General features: G+C 73.9%; 18 protein-coding genes. 10 read left to right on the top strand and 8 right to left on the bottom strand.

Annotation, left to right across the window (positions count from 1 at the left end; all coding sequences use genetic code 11):
• Positions 1-55 precede the first annotated feature (55 nt).
• Both AB0O91_RS06040 and AB0O91_RS06035 read right to left on the bottom strand, forming a co-directional pair.
• Positions 56-1,336, bottom strand: a complete 1,281-nt coding sequence (locus AB0O91_RS06040) for an aminotransferase class I/II-fold pyridoxal phosphate-dependent enzyme (protein ID WP_363428352.1) — start codon at positions 1,334-1,336, stop codon at positions 56-58.
• Positions 1,337-1,368: 32 nt separating this feature from the next.
• Positions 1,369-2,130: an iron-containing redox enzyme family protein gene (locus AB0O91_RS06035; protein ID WP_363428350.1), complete on the bottom strand. Its 762-nt coding sequence runs from the start codon at positions 2,128-2,130 to the stop codon at positions 1,369-1,371.
• Positions 2,131-2,741: 611 nt separating this feature from the next.
• Here AB0O91_RS06035 and AB0O91_RS06030 point away from each other — a divergent pair.
• Positions 2,742-3,245, top strand: a complete 504-nt coding sequence (locus tag AB0O91_RS06030) for a DinB family protein (protein ID WP_363428348.1) — start codon at positions 2,742-2,744, stop codon at positions 3,243-3,245.
• 100 nt (positions 3,246-3,345) lie between these two features.
• On the opposite strand, the gene AB0O91_RS06025 is transcribed toward AB0O91_RS06030, so the two are convergent.
• Positions 3,346-4,248 (bottom strand): UTP--glucose-1-phosphate uridylyltransferase, encoded by a 903-nt coding sequence (locus AB0O91_RS06025; RefSeq protein ID WP_363428581.1) that lies wholly within the window; start codon positions 4,246-4,248, stop codon positions 3,346-3,348.
• A 202-nt stretch (positions 4,249-4,450) separates the two neighbouring features.
• The gene (locus tag AB0O91_RS06020; protein WP_363428346.1) at positions 4,451-5,428 is read right to left on the bottom strand and encodes an NAD(P)-dependent oxidoreductase; all 978 of its coding nucleotides are present in this window, start codon (positions 5,426-5,428) and stop codon (positions 4,451-4,453) included.
• Between the two features lie 201 nt (positions 5,429-5,629).
• On the opposite strand from AB0O91_RS06020, the gene AB0O91_RS06015 reads away from it, so the two are divergent.
• Complete coding sequence (locus AB0O91_RS06015; protein WP_363428344.1) at positions 5,630-6,637, top strand: cytochrome c oxidase assembly protein; 1,008 nt, start codon at positions 5,630-5,632, stop codon at positions 6,635-6,637.
• Positions 6,638-6,746: 109 nt separating this feature from the next.
• Positions 6,747-7,385, top strand: coding sequence for a YdcF family protein (locus AB0O91_RS06010; protein WP_363428342.1), 639 nt, complete (start codon positions 6,747-6,749; stop codon positions 7,383-7,385).
• Between the two features lie 78 nt (positions 7,386-7,463).
• Here AB0O91_RS06010 and AB0O91_RS06005 read toward each other — a convergent pair whose 3' ends face one another.
• Positions 7,464-9,683: an NADP-dependent isocitrate dehydrogenase gene (locus tag AB0O91_RS06005; RefSeq protein ID WP_363428340.1), complete on the bottom strand. Its 2,220-nt coding sequence runs from the start codon at positions 9,681-9,683 to the stop codon at positions 7,464-7,466.
• Between the two features lie 414 nt (positions 9,684-10,097).
• On the opposite strand from AB0O91_RS06005, the gene AB0O91_RS06000 reads away from it, so the two are divergent.
• Both AB0O91_RS06000 and AB0O91_RS05995 read left to right on the top strand, forming a co-directional pair.
• The gene (locus AB0O91_RS06000; RefSeq protein ID WP_363428338.1) at positions 10,098-10,394 is read left to right on the top strand and encodes an SAV_915 family protein; all 297 of its coding nucleotides are present in this window, start codon (positions 10,098-10,100) and stop codon (positions 10,392-10,394) included.
• On the top strand, positions 10,391-10,720 hold the full coding sequence (locus AB0O91_RS05995; RefSeq protein WP_363428336.1) for a hypothetical protein: 330 nt from the start codon (positions 10,391-10,393) through the stop codon (positions 10,718-10,720). The genes AB0O91_RS06000 and AB0O91_RS05995 overlap by 4 nt, the downstream gene beginning before the upstream one ends.
• Before the next feature lie 30 nt (positions 10,721-10,750).
• Here the strand turns inward: AB0O91_RS05995 and AB0O91_RS05990 are convergent, their stop codons facing one another.
• Both AB0O91_RS05990 and AB0O91_RS05985 read right to left on the bottom strand, forming a co-directional pair.
• The gene (locus tag AB0O91_RS05990; protein ID WP_363428334.1) at positions 10,751-10,999 is read right to left on the bottom strand and encodes a hypothetical protein; all 249 of its coding nucleotides are present in this window, start codon (positions 10,997-10,999) and stop codon (positions 10,751-10,753) included.
• Between the two features lie 77 nt (positions 11,000-11,076).
• Positions 11,077-11,958, bottom strand: a complete 882-nt coding sequence (locus tag AB0O91_RS05985; protein ID WP_363428332.1) for a DMT family transporter — start codon at positions 11,956-11,958, stop codon at positions 11,077-11,079.
• Between the two features lie 454 nt (positions 11,959-12,412).
• On the opposite strand from AB0O91_RS05985, the gene AB0O91_RS05980 reads away from it, so the two are divergent.
• Positions 12,413-14,071 carry an APC family permease gene (locus AB0O91_RS05980; RefSeq protein WP_363428330.1) on the top strand — a complete coding sequence of 553 codons (1,659 nt, stop codon included), beginning with the start codon at positions 12,413-12,415 and terminating at the stop codon, positions 14,069-14,071.
• A gap of 66 nt (positions 14,072-14,137) precedes the next feature.
• On the opposite strand, the gene AB0O91_RS05975 is transcribed toward AB0O91_RS05980, so the two are convergent.
• Positions 14,138-15,763, bottom strand: a complete 1,626-nt coding sequence (locus tag AB0O91_RS05975) for an FAD-dependent monooxygenase (protein ID WP_363428328.1) — start codon at positions 15,761-15,763, stop codon at positions 14,138-14,140.
• A gap of 324 nt (positions 15,764-16,087) precedes the next feature.
• Between AB0O91_RS05975 and AB0O91_RS05970 the strand changes: the two genes are divergently transcribed.
• The 4 genes from AB0O91_RS05970 to AB0O91_RS05955 are packed head-to-tail and all read left to right on the top strand — an operon-like array spanning position 16,088 to position 20,212.
• Positions 16,088-17,254 (top strand): SchA/CurD-like domain-containing protein, encoded by a 1,167-nt coding sequence (locus tag AB0O91_RS05970; protein WP_363428326.1) that lies wholly within the window; start codon positions 16,088-16,090, stop codon positions 17,252-17,254.
• Between the two features lie 32 nt (positions 17,255-17,286).
• The gene (locus AB0O91_RS05965; protein WP_363428324.1) at positions 17,287-17,712 is read left to right on the top strand and encodes a cupin domain-containing protein; all 426 of its coding nucleotides are present in this window, start codon (positions 17,287-17,289) and stop codon (positions 17,710-17,712) included.
• Positions 17,709-18,965 (top strand): beta-ketoacyl-[acyl-carrier-protein] synthase family protein, encoded by a 1,257-nt coding sequence (locus AB0O91_RS05960; RefSeq protein ID WP_363428322.1) that lies wholly within the window; start codon positions 17,709-17,711, stop codon positions 18,963-18,965. Before AB0O91_RS05965 ends, AB0O91_RS05960 begins: the two co-directional genes overlap by 4 nt.
• A gap of 5 nt (positions 18,966-18,970) precedes the next feature.
• On the top strand, positions 18,971-20,212 hold the full coding sequence (locus AB0O91_RS05955) for a beta-ketoacyl synthase N-terminal-like domain-containing protein (protein WP_363428320.1): 1,242 nt from the start codon (positions 18,971-18,973) through the stop codon (positions 20,210-20,212).
• Positions 20,213-20,242 lie beyond the last annotated feature (30 nt).

Below are 20,242 nucleotides of genomic sequence, written 5' to 3'. Positions count from 1 at the left end.
TCCAGCAGGCCGTGCGTGGAACAGGGTCGTGCGCGACCCGGTTCCTACCCCCGGGTCAGGGGTTCAGCCGCTCCACCGCCGCCCGGATCCTCCGGGCCGCCTCGCCCAAAATACCGCCCGAGCGGCCGCAGTTGATCCGCACGTGGTGGTCCAGCGGGTGCCCGTCCGTGAAGTGGGTGCCGCAGAGGGTCGCGACCCCGGCTTCGGCCAGCAGGAACTGCTCGGCGGTGGCGTGGCCCAGTTTCCGGTAGGCGTCGGCGTGCGCCGAGAAGTCGGCGAACAGGAAGTAGCCGCCCTGGGGGAGGTCGATGCGCAGGGACGGGACGGTGCGGAGGTCCGCCAGGACGGTCTCCAGGTTGGCCCGGGCCGAGCGGGCCCGGGCGACGGGCACCTCGTCCAGGTCGGGACTCAGCGCGATGTGGGTGGCGAACTGGCCGTAGGTGGAGGCGAAGGAGGTGAGGTTGACCTGGGCCCGGGCGGCGGCGTCGACCAGGTCCGGCGGGCCGTAGAGGTAGCCGATCCGGTCGCCGTGCATGCCGTAGGTCTTGCCCGGGCCGGTGACGTGCAGGGTCCACGGCCTGACCGGTACGGGGGTGCCGTCGGGCAGCCGGGGTTCGAGCGCGGCGAAGGTCGCGGCCCGGGGCCCGAGGATGTGGGCCTCGTACGGGGTGTCGAAGACCACGTGGACGGGACTCCGGCCGTCGGCCTCCCGCCTGCTGTTGTGCCGGGCCACTACCTCGGCCAGCACGGTCAGTTCGGCAGTGGAGTAGACCTTGCCGGTGGGGTTGATGCAGTCGCCCAGGATGGCGATCTTGGTGTCCGGGCCGAGCGCCCCGGCCAGCGCCGGCGCGGTCAGCCCGCTGGCCGCGTCGGTCGGCACGGTACGCGCGGTGGCCCCGTGCAGCCGCACCATGTCGGCGTAGTGCGGCCAGTTGGGCACCGGGATGACGACCTCGTCGCCCGGGTTCAGCAGGGCGTGGAAGACCACCGAGATCGCGCCCTTGACCCCGCCGGGGGTGACCAGGATCTCGGTGTCCGGGTCGTAGTCGACGCCGTGCAGCCGCCGCGCCCGCGCGGCGATCGACTCCCGGAGGAAGCGGAACCCGCGGACCGGCGCGAAGGCGTGCGCCAGTTCCGGGCTGTTCCGGATGAACTCCACCAGCCCGTCATCGATCCGGGTGTCGGCGGGGGTGTCCAGCGCCCCGATGCTGAGGTCGATGATCTGCTGCCCGGCGGGACGGCCGCGGTTGAGCTCGGCGAGCTTCGCGGCCGTGCCGTGGGTGACCGAGTCGGGGAGGTTCAGGACGGCGTCGGCGATGCCGCGGTTCTTCTGCACGGTTCCCGGGTCCGCCTCTCCTGCTCCGGCCGTCACCGCGCCGCCACGGCCTTGGCCATCGCGGTCCACATGGTCAGCTGGATGTCCAGCGTCTGCTGGGCGCCGAGCGTGACCTCCGCCAGGTCGGCGTCGGTGCGGCAGTTGTTCACCACGCACTGCCGCGCGTCCGCCGCGTGGCGCTCCTCGACGCCCTCGTCGCCGACGTGGACGTTGAAGTAGACCTCCACGGTGTCCACGAACGCCTTCTCGGGCAGGTTCTTGCGGGCCTTGCGGAAGGCCGTGCGGCAGGTCTGGAGCATCGGGTCGGCGTGGGACTCCAGGGCCATCGCGACGCCCAGCATGCGGTGGTAGTTGGCGGTCAGGAGGTCGAGGGTGCGGTCCCGGTACTCGACGGTCTCGGGGATGACCAGCTCGCTCTCGCGGGACTCCCGCACGGTCAGCGGGGTGAGGCCGAACTCGGCCTCCCCGTAGTGGTTGTGGGCGTGCTCCATGAGCACCTCGTGGCAGTGCTCGGCCCGGCCGTCACCGGTCTCCTCGTTGAGGATGTGGGAGAACAGCACGAGCGTGTCGCGGTCGTCGTGGGCCGCCGCCTGGGCGCAGACGTGGGCGATGCCCTTGACGGTGCCCTCGGTGCGGTGGAAGAAGTTGGCCCGGTGGAAGTCGTAGACCGGGCCGGTCCACGGGTCGTCGCGCAGGATCCGGAAGTACTCGTTGCCGTAGACCCGATGGTTGGCCAGGTCGTCCATCAGGGCGGTGACCCGCTCGCGCATGGCGGTGTCGGTGGTGGCGGTCATGTCGCTGCTGCTCCCTGTCTGGGCAGGATGTGCACGGCGGATGGGAGTGCCGGGGCGCGGCCGGGCGTGCCGGACCCGACGGCCCTGGCGGGGTCTGTCGACCACCGCCGGACCGGTCGGTCCACTGTTCACTGGAGTCGCCGCTCACCCGCGCACGCTGACGCGGTGTCCGCCGCCTCCCCCTCCACTACCCCTCCACGGGGCAACCGGGAGCCGGCCCCGCGCATCGGCACTGCGGGACCCGGAGGCACGGCGGTTCGCTCACGACCATGGTGCCCCGGGAGCCGTTGACGGGGGCAGGCCATTTCTGGTCGCTCCGCCGGGGCGGGCGGGACGGGCCCCGGCGCGGGGGCCCGCCGCCGGGGAGCGCCGCCCTCCGCCCCCGACAACCCCAGCTCACCCGGGGCCCGGCCGGGGCCCCGCCGGGCCCGCCGCCACCGCCCGGGCCGGACCCGGCCCCCTGGTGCCGCTGAGCCGCTCGTGGGCAGCCGGGGCCCGGCGGTTCCGGCGGGCCCCGCCCGTCACCGGCGGACGAACGGCCGGATCCGGACGCCGACGGCGGGCGAGGCCTCCCGGCGGACGGCCCGGCCGGCTCTGCTACCGTCCCGCGCATGGTCACGATCGTGCCGTTCACCGGCGGCGAGAAGGAAAGCCTGCACGCGGCCCTCGACCGGCACCGCGACGCGGTGCTGTGGAAGGTCCGCGGCCTGGACGACGAGCAGCTGCGCCGGCCCCTGACGCCCTCCGGGACGAACCTGCTGGGCCTGGTCAAGCACCTCGGCGGCGCCGAACTCGGTTGGTTCCGCCAGACCTTCGGCCGGGCGACGGGGCCGCTGCCGTTCGACGTCGACGCCGACGACGGCTCCGACCTGCGGATCGAGCCGCACGAGTCGACGGCGGAGGTGCTGGCCTTCTACGCCCGTGCCAGGGCCGCCTGCGACGAGGTGATCGCGGAACTCGACCTGGACGACACCGGCACCTCGTGGTCGGGCCGGACGGTCTCGCTGCGCTGGGTGCTCATCCACATGACCACCGAGACCGCCCGGCACGCCGGCCACCTGGACATCCTGCGCGAGCTCACCGACGGCGCGACCGGGGACCACGACCGGAGCTGACCGACCCACGGCCCGCGGTGGCGGCGCCCCGCAACGGCACCGCCGCGTCACACCGCGGTCACGTCACGACGCCGTCACACCGCAGCGCCCCCGGCCGCGCTCACTCCCCGGGTGCGAGCTCCGCGGCCAGCCGGCACAGCTCGGGCCCGTACTCCGGGTTCGCCAGCGCGGCGGCGAACTGCGCCCGCAGGTAGGCGGCGGGGTTGCCGGTGTCGTACCAGGTGCCGGCGATGACCTGCCCGTAGACCGCCCGCCGGGCCGCGTAGGCGTTGATCGCGTCGGTCAGGTAGACCTCGTCCTCCGGCTTCTCGTGCCACCGGCGGGTGAGTTCCCGCAGTTCGTCGACGATGCCGGGGGTGATGACGTACCCGCCGATGGCCGCGTACGCGGAAGGGGCGTCGGCCGGCTTGGGCTTCTCGACCAGGCCGGTGATCCGCAGCGAACCGCCGCCGAGGTCCTCCTTCACCACCGGCACGCCGTAGCGGTACGAGTCCTCGGGGGCCATCGGCATCAGCGCGAGCACCGGCGCGTTGGTCTGCTCGAACGCCCGGATCAGCTGCTGCGCCCGGGGCACGTCGGCGACGAACACGTCGTCCGGCCAGAGCACCAGGCAGGGCTCGTCCCCGAAGTGCCGGGCGGCGTTGAGCACCGGGGTGCCGTTGCCGTACGGGCCGTGCTGGTACAGGTAGCTGATGTGCCCCTTGCGGGACAGCTCCCCGACCTCCTCGACGGCGTCCGCGAACGCCGCCTTGCCGTCCCGGCGCAGCTGCTCGACCAGCACCGGGTTGGGGCGGAAGTGCTCCTGGATCAGGCCCTTGTCGCCGTTGACGACGATGGTGATGTCGGTGATGCCGCTCTCGATCAGCTCGCGCACGGTGTGCTCGATCACCGGCTTGTCGCCGACCGGCAGCATCTCCTTCGGGGTGGCCTTGGTCAGCGGCAGCAGGCGGGAGCCGAGTCCGGCGGCGGGGATGACGGCTCGACGGATGGTCCTGGGGGCCATGTGATGCTCTCTCATGTCGACGGTGCTGCGCCGCAGTTGGGCGGCACGACGGCCGACGCTACCAAGATCGCGACATGATCACTTACCCCGGCGGACGGCGGCGGGGAATCCGCGCCACCGCCCGCTCCCCCCGTTCACCGGCGCCGGGTATCCTCCGCCCCGCCCTGGCCCGGGGCCGCCCCCGCCCCGCCCGCCCGGGTCCTCAGGCCCCTGCGCCGCCCCGGCCCTCGATCCCCAGCACCGCCCGGTACCAGGGCGCCGCCCCCGCGAGCCGGGCCAGCGGCCCCGGGCCGGGCGGGCAGTCGGCCAGCCGCCACACCTCGTCGCTGCGGTACCAGTGGTCGCCGACGACCATCCGGAACTGGTGCTCGGAGACCCGCCCCGGCGTGGCCGCCAGCCGTCGGCGGCACTCCTCCCAGGGCAGCGCGGGCCCGTCCGGGGCGGGCAGCAGCCCGAGCCCGGCGAGGGCGGCGATCAGGTCGGCGCCGCGGACCGGGACGGGGTGGCAGGCGTGCCGGACGCCCGCCGGCGGCGGCGTCGCGGCCAGGGCGAGCGCGGTGACCAGCCGGGCCAGGTCCGTCCGGTCGACCAGGGAGAGCCGGGCGTCGCCGCCGGCCCACCGGCCGGGGACCCGACGGGCGAGCTCGGCAAGGGCCGGGACCACCCAGCGGTCGCCGGTGCCGGTGACCAGCGCGGGGCGCAGCACCACGGCGCCGGCCGCGAGGGCGTGACGCTCGCCGAGCAGCCGGGTGCGGCTGGTGGCGGACCGCGGCGCGGTAGGCACCCCGTCGACGCCGAGGTCCGTGTGCGGGCCCTCGCCGTACACCGCGGTGGTGGACAGGTGGACGATCCGCCGGATCCCGGCCCGGTCGGCCGCCGCCATCAGCGCCGCCGTGCCCCGGTCGTTCACCGCCGCACACTCCTCGGCGTCGCCGCCGACCCGGGAGGCGAGGTGCATCAGTACGGCGGCGCCGTCGCAGAGCCCGGCCAGGGCGGCCGGGTCGGCGAGGTCGCCGGACACCCAGTCGGTGTGCCCGTCGGCGACGGGCTCCCCGCGCACGAGGGCCCGCAGCGGGACGCCGCGCGCCGCGAGGTCCGCCCGGACGGCCGAGCCGATGAAGCCGGTCGCCCCGGTGAGGGCGACCGCGGTCCGTGCGTCGGGCCGCCGCGACGCCGCCATGACTGGCTCCTCCCTGCCGACCGGCCGGTCAGTCTAGCGAGCGCGCCGCCCGCCCGGCAGCCACCCGTACGGAGGGGGCGGCGGTAGGTCCCAGGTAAGGCCCGCCTAGGCTGTATGCCAAGCAAAACGGGCGAACCGGACCCCCAGCGGGGACCACGAGGACGGAAGCGGGACCCGCCGATGGGCGACGGAATGTCAGGAATGCACCACCACGGCGGGATGACCCAGCTAGGCCCGTTCACCCTCTCCAACGTGTGGACGTGGTCCCCCGACTGGGTGTTCCTGCTGGGCGGCCTGGTCGCGCTCGCGCTGTACCTGACCGGTGTGGTCCGGCTGTACCGGCGCGGGGACCGCTGGCCGATCGGCCGGGTGGTCGGCTGGGTCGCGGGCGTCGCCAGCATGCTGCTGGTGACCTGCACCGGGCTGAACGGCTACGGCATGGTGCTGTTCAGCGCGCACATGATCCAGCACATGGTGCTGTCCATGCTGACGCCGATCCTGCTGCTGCTCGGCGCCCCGATCACGCTCGCGCTGCGCGCCCTGCGCCCGGCCGGCAAGGGCCGGCCCCGCGGGCCGCGCGAGCTGCTGGTGGCGCTGCTGCACAGCCGGTACGTCCGGGTGATCTCGCACCCGGCCTTCACCATCCCGATGTTCATCGCGAGCCTGTACGGGGTCTACTTCACCCCGGCGTTCGACTTCCTGATGCAGTACCGGCTCGGGCACATCTTCATGATGGTCCACTTCCTCATGACCGGCCTGACCTTCTTCTGGCCGATCATGGGCGTCGACCCGGGCCCGCACCGCCCCGGGCACGTGATGCGGATCATCGAGCTGTTCATGGGGATGCCGTTCCACGCCTTCTTCGGCGTGGCGGTGATGATGGCCAGCCACCCGCTGGTGACCACCTTCACCCTCCAGGGCGCACCGCCCGGGACGGACCTCCTGGAGGACCAGAAACTCGCCGGCGGCATCACCTGGGCGTTCGGCGAGATCCCGACCGCGATCGTGCTGATCGCCCTGGTCTACCAGTGGATGGGCTCCGAGCAGCGACACGCCCGCCGCCGGGACCGCGCCGAGGAGCGCAGCGGCGACGCGGAGCTGGAGGCGTACAACGCCTACCTGGCCTCGCTGCACAAGAAGGGCCCGCGCCCGGCCGCCGCCCCCGCGACGCCCACGCCCCCCGCCGCCCCGGCCGCCGAAGCCGGCTGACCCGGCCGCCGGGAAGCCGACGGAGCCCACGTCCCCACCCCGGGGACGTGGGCTCCGTCATGTTCGGGCCGCTCCGGAACAGTGCTCCGGCCGGACGCGTTCGAGGGGTATGCACGCCCTGTTCCTCCTCGCCGTCCTGCTCGGCGGGTACGTCCTGCTCTGGCTGCTCGGCTTCCTCGGCTGCGCGCTGCGCCAGCGCCGCCGGCCGGTGCCCGCCGGGGCCGACTACCTGGTGGTGCTGGGCGCCGCGCTGGACGGCTGCGAGCCCGCGCCCACCCTCCGGGCCCGGCTGGACGCCGCGCTGGAGCGCTTCGCCGCGGAGGAGGCTGCCGGGCACGCCCCGCTGCTCCTGGTGACCGGCGGCAAGGGCCCGCACGAGGACTGCACCGAGGCCGGCGCGATGGCCCGCTACCTGCTCGCCCGGGGCGTCCCGGCCGAGCGGATCCGGCGCGAGGAGCGGGCCGTGAACACCGCCGAGAACCTGCGGTTCAGCGCCGCGCTGATGGCCGCCGAGCGCCCCGGCTACCGCTGCACCGTGGTCACCAGCGGCTTCCACACCGTCCGCTCCGCCCTGGCCGCCCACCGGGCCGGCGCCCCCGCCCGGGTGCTCGGCGCGGACGGACCGCTCGCGCACGGCCCGTACCAGCTGCTGCGCGAGGCGGTCGGCACGGCCCTCGCCCTGCCCCGCGCCAACGGCGCCGCCCTGCTGCTGCTGACCGGCACCGGGGTGGTGCTGGGGCTCGTCTGACCGGCCCGACACGCGGGGAGGCCCCCGGGTCCGTCGGTGACGGACCCGGGGGCCTCCCGGTGCTTCGGCCCTCGGGGATCAGCCGAGGTTGGCGAGCGCCTCGTTGAAGGTCTTGGACGGGCGCATCACGGCCGCGGCCTTGGCCGGGTCGGGCTGGTAGTAGCCACCGAGGTCGACGGCCGAGCCCTGGACGGCGTTCAGCTCGTCCACGATGGCCTTCTCCTGCTCGGTGAGCGCCTTGGCCAGACCGTCGAAGGCCTGGGCCAGCTCGGCGTCGGCGGTCTGCTTGGCCAGCTCCTGGGCCCAGTACATGGCCAGGTAGAAGTGGCTGCCGCGGTTGTCGATGCCGCCGAGGCGGCGGCTCGGCGACTTGTCCTCGTTGAGGAAGGTGCCGGTGGCGCGGTCCAGGGTGTCGGCCAGCACCTGGGCGCGGGCGTTGCCGGTGGAGCCGGCCAGGTGCTCGAAGCTGGCGGCCAGCGCGAAGAACTCGCCCAGGCTGTCCCAGCGCAGGTAGTTCTCCTTGACCAGCTGCTGGACGTGCTTCGGGGCGGAGCCGCCGGCGCCGGTCTCGAACAGGCCGCCGCCCGCCATCAGCGGGACGACCGACAGCATCTTGGCGCTGGTGCCCAGCTCCAGGATCGGGAACAGGTCGGTCAGGTAGTCGCGCAGCACGTTGCCGGTGACCGAGATGGTGTTCTCGCCGCGGCGGATGCGCTCCAGCGAGAACGTGGTGGCCTCGACCGGGGACATGATCTCGATCCGCAGACCGGTGGTGTCGTGCTGCGGCAGGTACGCCTTGACCTTCTCGATCAGCACGGCGTCGTGGGCGCGGTCGGCGTCCAGCCAGAACACGGCCGGGTCGCCGGTGGCGCGGGCGCGGGTGACGGCCAGCTTGACCCAGTCCTGGATCGGCAGGTCCTTGGTCTGGCAGGCGCGGAAGATGTCGCCCGGCTGGACGGCCTGCTCCAGCACCACGTTGCCCTCGGCGTCGACCAGGCGGACGGTGCCGGCCTCGGCGATCTCGAAGGTCTTGTCGTGGGAGCCGTACTCCTCGGCCTTCTGGGCCATCAGGCCGACGTTCGGGACCGAGCCGATGGTGGCCGGGTCCAGGGCGCCGTGGGCGCGGCAGTCGTCGATGACGGCCTGGTACACGCCGGAGTAGCTGCTGTCCGGCAGCACGGCGAGGGTGTCGGCCTCCTGGCCGTCCGGGCCCCACATGTGGCCGGAGGTGCGGATCATGGCCGGCATCGAGGCGTCGACGATGACGTCGCTCGGCACGTGCAGGTTGGTGATGCCCTTGTCCGAGTCGACCATGGCCAGGGCCGGGCCGTCGGCCAGCTCGGCCTCGAAGGAGGCCTTGATCTCGGCGCCGTTCTCCAGGGCGTCCAGGCCGGCCAGGATGCCGCCGAGGCCGTTGTTCGGGTTCAGGCCGGCGGCGACCAGCGCCTCGCCGTACTGGGCGAAGGTCTTCGGGAAGAAGGCGCGGACCACGTGGCCGAAGACGATCGGGTCGGAGACCTTCATCATGGTGGCCTTGAGGTGCACCGAGAACAGCACGCCGTCGGCCTTGGCCTTGGCGACCTGGGCGGCCAGGAAGTCGTTCAGGGCGGCGGCGCGCATCACCGAGGCGTCGACGACCTCGCCCGCCAGCACCGGCACCTTCTCGCGCAGCACGGTGGTGGCGCCGTCCTGGCCGACCAGCTCGATGCGCAGGGCGCCGTCGGCGGCGATCACCGCGGACTTCTCGGTGGAGCGGAAGTCGTTCTCGCCCATGGTGGCGACGTTGGTCCTGGACTCGGCGGTCCAGGCGCCCATCCGGTGCGGGTGGGTCTTGGCGTAGTTCTTGACCGACTGCGGGGCGCGGCGGTCCGAGTTGCCCTCGCGCAGGACCGGGTTGACGGCGCTGCCCTTGATCTTGTCGTAGCGGGCGCGGACGTCCTCGTCCTCGGCGGTCCGCGGGTCGTCCGGGTAGTCCGGCAGGGCGTAGCCCTGGGCCTGGAGCTCCGCGACGGCCGCCTTCAGCTGCGGCACCGAGGCCGAGATGTTCGGCAGCTTGATGATGTTGGCGTCCGGGGTCTTGGCCAGCTCACCCAGCTCGGCCAGGGCGTCACCGATCCGCTGGGCCTCGGTCAGACGCTCCGGGAAGCTGGCGATGATCCGCCCGGCCAGGGAGATGTCACGGGTCTCCACCCGTACACCCGCCGTCGAGGCGTACGCCTGGACCACCGGCAGGAACGAGTAGGTCGCCAGGGCCGGAGCCTCGTCGGTGTGCGTATAGATGATGGTCGAGTCAGTCATCGGTACTCCGCTTCACGTCTCCAACGTCTTGACGTCAAGATATCTCGTCCCGGGCCCCTCGCTCCACCTCCCCCCGCCCCGGAGCGTGCGCCGGTCCGATCCGGGGGCCCGCGCGGCGCGCCGCCGGGGACGGATCCACCGTGGTCCGGAGCGCGCAGCGCGGCAAGCGGAGCGCCCCCGGGCCGTACGGGACGGGCGGGGTTGGGCCGGTTGTACGACCCCGTTCGGGCCGAGTTCGGGCCCGCGCGGAACTGGTGTAGTCCAATCGGGTGAGTCGGGTGTCAGGAGTGCGTCAACGCACCACCCCATTCGGTCAACGCTGCGTCAGGACCGGCGACGCCCGGCACGAGCCGACCTAGCGTCGGAGAAGCAGTTCCGGCAGCCACACCACCACCCCTACCCGGGAGCATCCGCATGGCCTGCGTCGTCTGGCACGTACCGGTGACCACCACCGGCACCGGAAGCACCACCGCCCTCCGTCTCTTCCGCATGCGCGACGGCCGCCGCTGCGCGATCGGGTTCTCCAGCCCCGAGGGCCTCACCGCCCTCCTGGGGCCGGAGCAGGCCTACACCGAGCTCGGCGAGGCCGCCCTGCGCACCCTCATCAGCCCGCTCGGCGTCGACACCCTGGTGCTCGACCCGCGCCTCGTCGCGCCGCCGGTCGGCGCGGCCGCCTCCCCGACCCCGACCGCCAGCCTCCAGCACCGGTGACGGCCCCGCTCCGCCTCGTCCCGGACGGGCTCGAACCCGCTCCGGGACACCCCGGGCAGGCCCGGGCGCTGCACGCGATCGCCCGGATCAGCCACGGGCCGGTCCCGCTCGACTTCGACCGGCTGGCGGCGGAGTTCCCCGCCGTCCAGAGCGGCCTCGCCCTCGCCGGGGACGCCGACCTGGAGCTCCGCCTCGCCTGTACCGGCCCGGAGGAGCTGCGGGAGGTCTCGGCCGCCCTGCACCGGGCCGGCGCCGCCAAGGTCCGGATCGACCTGGTGCTGCGGGCGCTCACCCCGGCGCCGGTCACCCTGCGGCCGGTGCCGTGAACCGGCCGCGGCGCGGGCCCGGGCCGCGCCTCACTCGAAACCGGGGCGCGGGTTCGGGTTGACCGCCTGGCCGTCGATCTCGGCGCCCCAGGCGTCCTCGCCGCTCGCGTCCACGCAGTAGCCGCTGCCCTCGACGTGGCCGCCCGCGGCCCGGCAGGTGGCGGCGGTGACGTCGCGCCGTCCGCCCGCCGCCGCGGTGGCGGGGGCGGCGGCGCCGACGGCGAGGAGAGCGGTGGTCGCGGTCGTGACGGCCACCCGGGCCGCGCGTGAGATCGTCATGCGGCTCACCACAGCACGGCGGCGCGCACCCGGCGACCACAGCTCGCCCGCCCGGGTGCACGCCGCCGCGCGCCGGGTCACGCCCGGGCCAGCGCCGCGATCGCGGCCAGCAGCAGCACCGACCCGGCCAGCAGGCCGGCCGTGACCGGCTCGCCGAGGAACAGCACGCCGATCACCGCCGCCGTGGCCGGCTCCAGCAGCACCAGCACCGAGGCGGTGGTGCCCGGTACGGCCGTCAGACCGCTGAAGTACCAGCGGTAGGCGAGCAGCGTCGGCACCGTCCCGAGGAACAGCAGCGCTCCCCCGGTCAGCGCCGGCTGCCCGGTGCTCGGCAGCACGCCCTGGAGCGCCGCGAACGGCAGCAGGCAGAGCAGCCCGGTCGTGAACGCGCCGGTGCTGGCCCGGGCCGAGCCGCCGCCCCGGGCCCACAGGGTCAGCCCGCTCTGGCCGGCGCCCGCGACCACCGCCAGGGCGATGCCCAGCGCCGGACGCGGCCCGGCGGCCGGCGAGGCCACCAGCAGCGCCAGCCCGCCGAGGGCCAGCGCCACGGCGGCGGCCGCCCGCCCGGTGAGGCGCTCACCGAGCAGCCGGTGGGCGCCCAGGCTGGTGAGCACCGGCCCGGCGCCGATCGTGATCAGGGTGCCCAGCCCCAGGCCCGCGCACTGCACGGAGCCGAAGTAGGCGCACTGGCTGACGGCCAGCCCCAGGCCGGTCAGCCCGGCGGCGCCGCGCTTCCCGCCGGAGGCCGCCGCAGGCCCCGAGGCACGCGGGGCGCCCGAGGGCAGCAGCGCCAGACAGAGCGCCGCGACGCCGAAGCGCCAGCAGGAGACGGCCACCGGGCCGAGGCCGCTGGTGCGCATCAGCAGCGCGGCCACGGCTCCGCCCACCCCCCAGGCGACGGCGGCGGCGGAAATGGACAACAGGCCGTGCCGGAACGGCACGGTGGTGTACGAGGTCATGCGTCGGTGCTCCACGATGATCGCCGGTTCAGGTCCGCGGGGTACGCGGGCGGCAGTCATCGCCCCGGCACCGAGGGGCTCTCCCGCTCGGCCGGGTCGGTCGGATGGCCGCCCGCTAGCGGACCGGCGGCGGGAGGATCACGAAACGCACCGGACCAGCCTACGCCGCCCGGCCCGCGGAATGGCTATGCGGGCCGGATCATTCCTATGAATCAGCGGGCGCTCCACAATGCCGGATCCCACCGCGGAGCTCAATTCGTGCTCAAATACTGGACCGGCTCACCGGTCGCGTAATACACCCAGGAACAGACCGCCCCCTACCTGCACGGATATCCGGCAAAGAAAGTAAACATTCAGCAATGGAATCTGTGCAGAGGTCTATGAATAGCCCTACTGTGTGGCAACTCTCCGCGCTCCGCCCACCCCGGAGCCCCCACAGACAGAGAGACCATCCATGGCTTCCCTCCACCAGATGTCGCCGCCCGGCCGGAGCACGGACCCCAGCGGGACCACCCACCGGTCGCTCAAGCGCCACGTCGGCCTCGTCGGCCTCATGTGGGCCTCGGTCGGCTCGATCATCGGCTCCGGCTGGCTCTTCGGCGCCAAGAGCGCCGTCACCGCGGCCGGCCCGGCGGCGGTCGTCTCCTGGGGCATCGGCGCCGTCGCGATCGTGCTGCTCGCCCTCGTGCACGCCGAGCTCGGCGGGCTCTTCCCGGTCTCGGGCGGCACCGCGCGCTACCCCCACTACGCGTTCGGCGGCCTGGCCGGCATGTCCTTCGGCTGGTTCTCCTGGCTCCAGGCGGCCACCGTGGCACCGATCGAGGTCGAGGCCATGATCGGCTACGCCAAGGACGCGCCCTGGGCCGGCGGGCTGCAGAACGCCAACGGCACCCTCACCACCAGCGGATTCATCGTCGCCACCCTGCTGATGGCGGTTTTCGTCGCGGTCAACTTCCTCGGTGTGAAGGTCCTCGCCCGGACCAACAGCATCGCCACCTGGCTGAAGATCTTCGTCCCTCTGTTCACGATCTTCGTGCTGGCGCTCACCAACTTCCACGGTTCCAACTTCACCTCGCACGGCTTCGCGCCCTTCGGCGCCAAGGGCGTGCTCGCCGCGATCAGCACCAGCGGCATCATCTTCGCGCTGCTGGGATTCGAACAGGCCATCCAGATCGCCGGTGAGAGCCGCAATCCCAAGCGCGACATCCCGCGCGCCGTCCTCGGCTCGGTCGCCATCGGCACCCTGATCTACACCCTGCTCCAGGTCGTCTTCATCGGCGCGCTGCCGGTCGGCGCCTTCGCCGGGGGCTGGGCGAAGCTCGACTTCCCCGGCATCGACGGGCCGTTCGCCGGCCTGGCCACCCTGGTCGGCCTCGGCTGGCTGTCCTACGTGCTGAAGGTCGACGCGGTGATCTCCCCCGCCGGCACCGGTCTGATCTACACCACCTCCACCTCGCGGATCTCCTACGGCCTGAGCCGCAACGGCTACGCCCCGCAGAAGTTCGAGCGGCTGGACCGCAACGGCGTGCCCTGGTTCGGCCTGATCGTCTCCTTCGTGACCGGCGTGGTCTGCTTCCTGCCCTTCCCCAGCTGGCAGCAGTTGGTCGGCTTCATCACCTCGGCCAGCGTGCTGATGTACGCCGGCGCCCCGCTCGCCTTCGGCGCCCTGCGCCGCCGGCTGCCCGACCGCGAGCGCTCCTACCGGCTGCCGCTGGGCGGCGTGATCTCCCCGGCCTCCTTCGTGGTCGCCAGCCTGATCATCTACTGGGCCGGCTGGCAGACCCTGTCCCGGCTGGGCATCGCGATCGTGCTCGGCTACCTGCTGCTCGGCGGCTACGCGGCGTACGCGATCAGGAAGCGCCTGCCGAACGCGCCGCGGCTCAACTGGAAGGCCGCCCAGTGGCTGCCGGTCTACCTGCTCGGCCTCGGGCTGGTCTCCTGGCAGGGCGGCTTCGGCGACGGCACCGGCCGGATCCCGATGTGGTACGACATGGCGATCGTCTCGGTGTTCTCGCTGGCCGTCTACTTCTGGGCGATCCGGGTCGCGCTGCCGGCCGAGGAGATCGAACGGGAGGTCGCCGACGTCGAGGTGGTCGACGCGGGCGGCCACTGATCCCCGTCGGCCGCACGGACGGGCCCGCCGGTCGCACACTCGACCGGCGGGCCCGTCCGCGTCGTCCTACAGGTCCAGCACCGCCCGCAGCGCGGCCTCCACCGCGGCCTCCGGGTCGGCGACCGGGCCCGGCGAGCGCCAGGCGACGAAGCCGTCCGGGCGCACCAGCACCGCACCGCCCGGGCCGACGCCGTGCAGCTCGGCGAAGTCCGTGCCCGGCTCCGGCGCCAGGTCGTCCTCGGCGCCGTCGCCGATCCGGTAGGCGTCCAACGGGACGGCCAGCCGGTCGGCCGCCCGCCGGGCGCCCTGCTGCCAGGCCGTGCCCTCGGGGTCGGTGAGCAGCACCATCGCCTGCTCGTACAGGTCCAGGGTGGACAGCCGCACGCCGGCGCAGAGCAGCCACTGGTGCGGGGCCCGGCTGCCCGGCTCGCCCGAGGAGGCGAACTTCTCCGGCACCACCGCGCCGTCCGGGTCCGCGCCGAGCACCGCGCCGCGCGGGTAGCGGTAGCCGAGCGCCACCGCCAGCACCCCGGCCTGCCGGCCGACGCCCGGCACCACCGCGTAGCCCGGGTGGCTGTGCTCGGCGGAACGCGCCGAGGCGCGCGCGCTGGTGACCTCGGCGACCGGACGGCGCTCCTGCCCGTACGTCTCCAGCAGCCCGGGCCCGGCCCAGCCGCACAGCACGGCGGCCAGCTTCCAGGCCAGGTTGTGGGCGTCCTGGATGCCGGTGTTGGACCCGAAGGCGCCGGTCGGGGACATCTCGTGGGCGGAGTCCCCGGCGAGGAAGACCCGCCCGGCGCCGTACCGCTCGGCGACCCGTTCGGCGGCGTGCCAGGGCGCCCTGCCGGTCACCTCCACGTCCAGGTCGGGCAGGCCGACGGCGGTGCGGATGTGCCGCTCGCAGCGCTCGTCGGTGAACGCCTCCAGCGGCTCGCCGTGCTCCGGGTGCCAGGGCGCGTGGAAGACCCACTCGGACTGGTTGTCCACCGGCAGCAGCGCGCCGTCCGCCTCCGGGTTGGTCAGGTAGCAGGCGATGAAGTGCCGGTCACCGACCACGTCGGCCAGCCGCTTGGCGCGGAAGGTGATGCTGACGTTGTGGAACAGCTCGCCCTTGCCGGTCTGGCCGATGCCGAGCCGGGTCCGGGCCGGGCTGCGCGGGCCGTCCGCGGCGATCAGGTACTCCGAGCGCACCACCCGCTGCTCACCGGTCTCCCGGCTGCGCAGCAGCGAGGTGACGCCGTCCGCGTCCTGCTCGAACGAGACCAGCTCGGTGCTGAACCGCAGGTCGCCGCCGAGCTCGCGGGCCGCCCGCAGCAGCACCGGCTCCAGGTCGTTCTGGCTGCACAGGCACCACGAGCTGGGGCTGAACCGGGCGAGCTTCCCGCCCGGGTCGATCTCCCGGAACAGCCACTCCTGCTCCTCGCCGGTCAGCGCGGGGGTCTGCAGGATGCCGTGGTTCGGGGCGAGCACCGAGGCCGCCTCGCGGATCGCCGGCTCGATCCCGGCCACCCGGTACAGCTCCATCGTGCGGACGTTGTTGCCTCGCCCACGCGGGTGATGCGAGGTGTCCGCGTGCTTCTCGACCAGCAGGTGGCGGACACCCAGCCGCCCGAGGAACAGCGCGGCCGACAGCCCGACCAGGGAGCCGCCCACGATCAGGACCGGCACCCGGTCGTCAACCTTCGGATTCATCAATTGCTCCACCCTGTAAGGGGATTCAAGGGAATTCCGCGGCCCGGCGACTGGGCCTGGTGCCGCATCCGACGGGCCCGCTCGACCGGGGGCCCCGCTCTTCCATCCCCCGCCCGGGGGCCGCTGTGCCGCCCCTTCGCCCGGATGGCCCGCAAATCTCGCGCCGCGCCCGGGCGGCCGCTCACGATCGACCTCAGGCCTGGCGCCGACCGCCCGGGCCGACCGCACCGCACCTCCCCCTCCAGACCGAGAACCCAGGCCGGGAGCACCTCCGGACGCGGCCGACACGGCCCGCCGCGTGCGGCCGAGAGCAGAAAGTGGATCATGACAACTCTGTCCGAACCGCAGCCGAAGCAGCACGAAGACTCCGACACCCGGCTGAGGGTGGTGCTGATGCTGGAGATCCAGGACGGCGCCCAGCAGCGTTTCCTCGATGTCTACGAGCAGCTGCGCCACCAGGTGGCCTCGGTGCCCGGCCACGTCAGCGACCAGCTGTGCCAGTCCATCAACGACCCCCGCCAGTGGCTGATCACCAGCGAGTGGGAGGACCAGGAGACCTTCCTCCAGTGGGTGGACAGCCCGGCCCACCGTGAGATGGTCAAGCCGATGCACGGCTGCGTCAGCGACAACTTCCGTTCGCTGCGCTACGCCGTCCTGCGCGAGACCTCGGCGGCCGGCTCCACCGGCACCCGCGCCCCGATGGAGGTCCCGCCCGGGCTGCCGCGCAGCGAGCCCGCCGGGCACGTCGGCCCGCCGCGGGCCGAGCCGGGCCCGGACGGCGTGGTGCGCCACGCGCTGACCTTCACGGTCAAGCCCGGCAGCGAGGCCGAGGTGGCCCGCATCCTGTCCGGCTACACCTCCCCCCGGGCCGAGGTGGACGAGCACACCCGGCTGCACCGCACCTCGCTGTTCATGCACGGCAACCGGGTGGTGCGGGCCGTCGAGGTGATCGGCAACCTGGGCGACGCGCTGCGCCACGTGGCCATGCAGCCCGAGGTGCGGGCGGTCGAGGAGGAGCTCAACCCGTACCTGGAGGAGGCCCGGCAGCTGGGCGACCCGCAGTCCGCCCGCGCCTTCTTCGCCAAGGCCGCGCTGCCCGCCCGGCACCAGGCGATCGCCAGCTCCGCCGCCTCCGGCCGGCTGCACCGGCACGCCGTGCTCTACCCGGTCCGCCCGGGCCGGGGACAGGCCGTCGCCGAGCTGCTCTTCGACCACGACAACCTCGCCACCGCCGACCCGACCGGCCCGGTCGCGGCGGCCACCGTCTTCCAGCGCGAGGACACCGTGGTGCGCCTGGTCGACCTGCGCGTACCGGCCGAGGCCGAGCCGGCCGCCGCACTCGGCGTGGCGGGCGACCAGGAGGCCGCCGAACTGGCCGGGCTGCTGGACCTCGGCCCGACCGGCGACCTGCGCACCGTCGCCGGCCTCAGCGCCCTGCTCGCCGCCCGCGCCATGAGCCCGGTCACCGACCGCAGCTCGCTGGAAGCCTGACGCGTCGTCAATTCCGTTGGAGGAAAGCCATCATGACCACGCAACTACCGCCGATCATCGGCGTCGACGACGCCCCGGAGAACCGCCGCCACGGCGCCGAGCTGCGCACCATGCTCACCCCGCCCAGCTGCGGGGCGACCAGCGGCTTCATGGGCCTGGCGATCGTCAAGCCCGGTGAGCGGATCAACGAGCACTACCACCCGTACTCCGAGGAGTTCGTGTTCGTCATCTCCGGGGACCTGGAGGTGGACCTGGACGGGCACAGCCGGCCGCTCAAGCCGAACCAGGGGCTGATGATCCCGATCAACATGCGGCACCGGTTCCGCAACGTCGGCGACACCGAGGCCCGGATGGTCTTCCACTGCGGCCCGCTCGCCCCGCGCCCCGACCTCGGCCACGTCAGCACCGAGGGCACGGCGGCGGCCGGCCCGCCGGAACCCGCCAAGGTGGGCTCGTGACGCGGCGCGTCGCCGTCACGGGGATCGGTGTGGTCGCACCCGGAGGGATCGGCATCCCGGCCTTCTGGGACCTCCTGACGGCCGGCCGCACCGCCACCCGGGGCATCACGCTCTTCGACCCGGCCGGGTTCCGCTCCCGGATCGCGGCCGAGTGCGACTTCGACCCGGAGGCCCACGGGCTGACCCCCGACGAGGTCCAACGGGCCGACCGCTACGTGCAGTTCGCGATGGTCGCGGCCGCCGAGGCGGTCGCCGACGCCGGGCTCGACCTGGCCGCCGAGGACCCGTGGCGGATCGCCGTCTCGCTCGGCACCGCCGTCGGCGGCACCACCCGGCTGGAGCACGACTACGCCCTGGTCAGCGCCACCGGCGCCCGCTGGGACGTGGACCACCGGCACGCCGAACCGCAGCTGCACCGGGCCTTCGCCCCCAGCACGCTGGCCTCCGCGGTGGCCGAGCGGGTCGGCGCGCACGGCCCGGTGCAGACCGTCTCCACCGGCTGCACCTCCGGGCTGGACGCGATCGGCTACGGCTTCCAGGCCGTCGAGGAGGGGCGCGCCGACATCTGCGTCGCCGGCGCCTCCGACTCCCCGATCTCGCCGATCACCGTCGCCTGCTTCGACGCCATCAAGGCCACCAGCGAACGCAACGACGACCCGGCGCACGCCTCCCGCCCCTTCGACGCCCACCGGGACGGCTTCGTCCTCGGCGAGGGCGGCGCCGTCCTGGTGCTGGAGGAGCTGGAGCACGCCCGCCGCCGCGGCGCCCGGATCTACGGGGAGGTCGGCGGCTTCGCGACCTTCGGCAACGCCTACCACATGACCGGCCTCACCAAGGAGGGGCTGGAGATGTCCCGGGCGATCGACCACGCGCTCGACCACGCCCGGGTCGACCGCACCGACGTCGACTACGTCAACGCGCACGGCTCGGGCACCAAGCAGAACGACCGGCACGAGACCGCGGCGGTCAAGCGCTCCCTCGGCAGCCACGCCTTCGGGACGCCGATGAGCTCGATCAAGTCGATGGTCGGGCACTCGCTCGGCGCGATCGGCGCGATCGAGGTGGTCGCCTGCACCCTGGCGCTGGCCCACGGCGTGGTGCCGCCGACCGCCAACTACGAGACTCCCGACCCGGAGTGCGACCTCGACTACGTGCCGCGCACCGCGCGCGAGCTGCCGCTGAGCCACATCCTCTCGGTCGGCAGCGGATTCGGCGGATTCCAGTCCGCCGTCGTGCTCAACAGAACGGGGTGAGTTCCATGACGTCACGTCAGCAGGGCCGCCGGGCGGTGGTCACCGGCCTCGGCGTGGTGGCGCCGAACGGCGTCGGTGCCGATGCCTTCTGGAAGGCCACCAGGCAGGGCGTGAGCGTCCTCGACCGGATATCCCGTGAGGGCTGCACCGAGATGCCGCTCAAGGTCGCGGGCGAGGTGCGGGAGTTCGACCCGGCTTCGGTGATCGACAGCCGCTACCTGGTGCAGACCGACCGCTTCACGCACTACGCGATGGCCGCCGCCGACCTGGCCGTGGCCGACGCCGGGTTCCGATCCGACCCCGAACAGCCCTTCGCGGTCGGCGTGGTGACCGCGGCCGGGTCCGGCGGCGGCGAGTTCGGCCAGCGCGAGCTGCAACAACTCTGGGGCCAGGGGCCGAGGTTCGTCGGACCGTACCAGTCCATCGCCTGGTTCTACGCGGCCAGCACCGGCCAGATCTCGATCCGCGGCGGCTACAAGGGCCCGTGCGGGGTGGTCGCCAGTGACGAGGCCGGCGGCCTGGACGCGCTCGCGCACGCCGCCCGCTCGGTGGGCCGGGGCACCGACGCCGTGGTGGTCGGCGCCGCTGAGGCCCCGCTGGCGCCGTACTCCATGGTCTGCCAGCTCGGCTACCCCGAACTGAGCCTGGCCGAACGACCCGAGGCCGCCTACCTGCCGTTCACCGCGCAGGCCTGCGGCTTCGCCCCCGCCGAGGGCGGCGCGATGCTGCTGGTGGAGGACGAGCAGGCGGCCCGGCGGCGCGGCGCCACCGTCCGGGCCCACCTGGCCGGGCACGGCGCCACCTTCACCGGGGCCTCCCGCTGGGAGGAGTCCCGGGAGGGACTGGCCGCCGCGATCCGGATCGCCCTGGACGAGGCCCGGACGGCGCCCGAGGAGGTCGACGTGGTCTTCGCGGACGCCCTCGGCGTCCCCGCCGCCGACCGGGCCGAGGCCCTGGCGCTGGCCGACGCGCTCGGCCCGGCGGCCGAACGGGTCCCGGTCACCGCCCCCAAGTCCGGTACCGGGCGCGCCTACTGCGGCGCCCCGATGCTGGACGTGACGGCCGCCGTGCTGGCCATGGAGGACGGCGTGCTGCCGCCCACCCCCAACGTCACCGAGATCTGCCACGACCTCGCCCTGGTGACCGGCCGGGCCCGCCCGGCCGAGCTGCGCACCGCGCTGGTGCTCAGCCGCGGGCTGATGGGCTCCAACTCCGCGCTGGTGCTCCGGCGCGGGGAGCGGCCCTGAGCCCCCGATTCCGCAGTCTCTTCGAAGGGA

Origin of the sequence: Kitasatospora sp. NPDC089797 (assembly GCF_040684795.1) — a bacterium.
GTDB lineage: Bacteria > Actinomycetota > Actinomycetes > Streptomycetales > Streptomycetaceae > Kitasatospora.
This window is presented reverse-complemented; position numbering and strand designations above follow the sequence as displayed.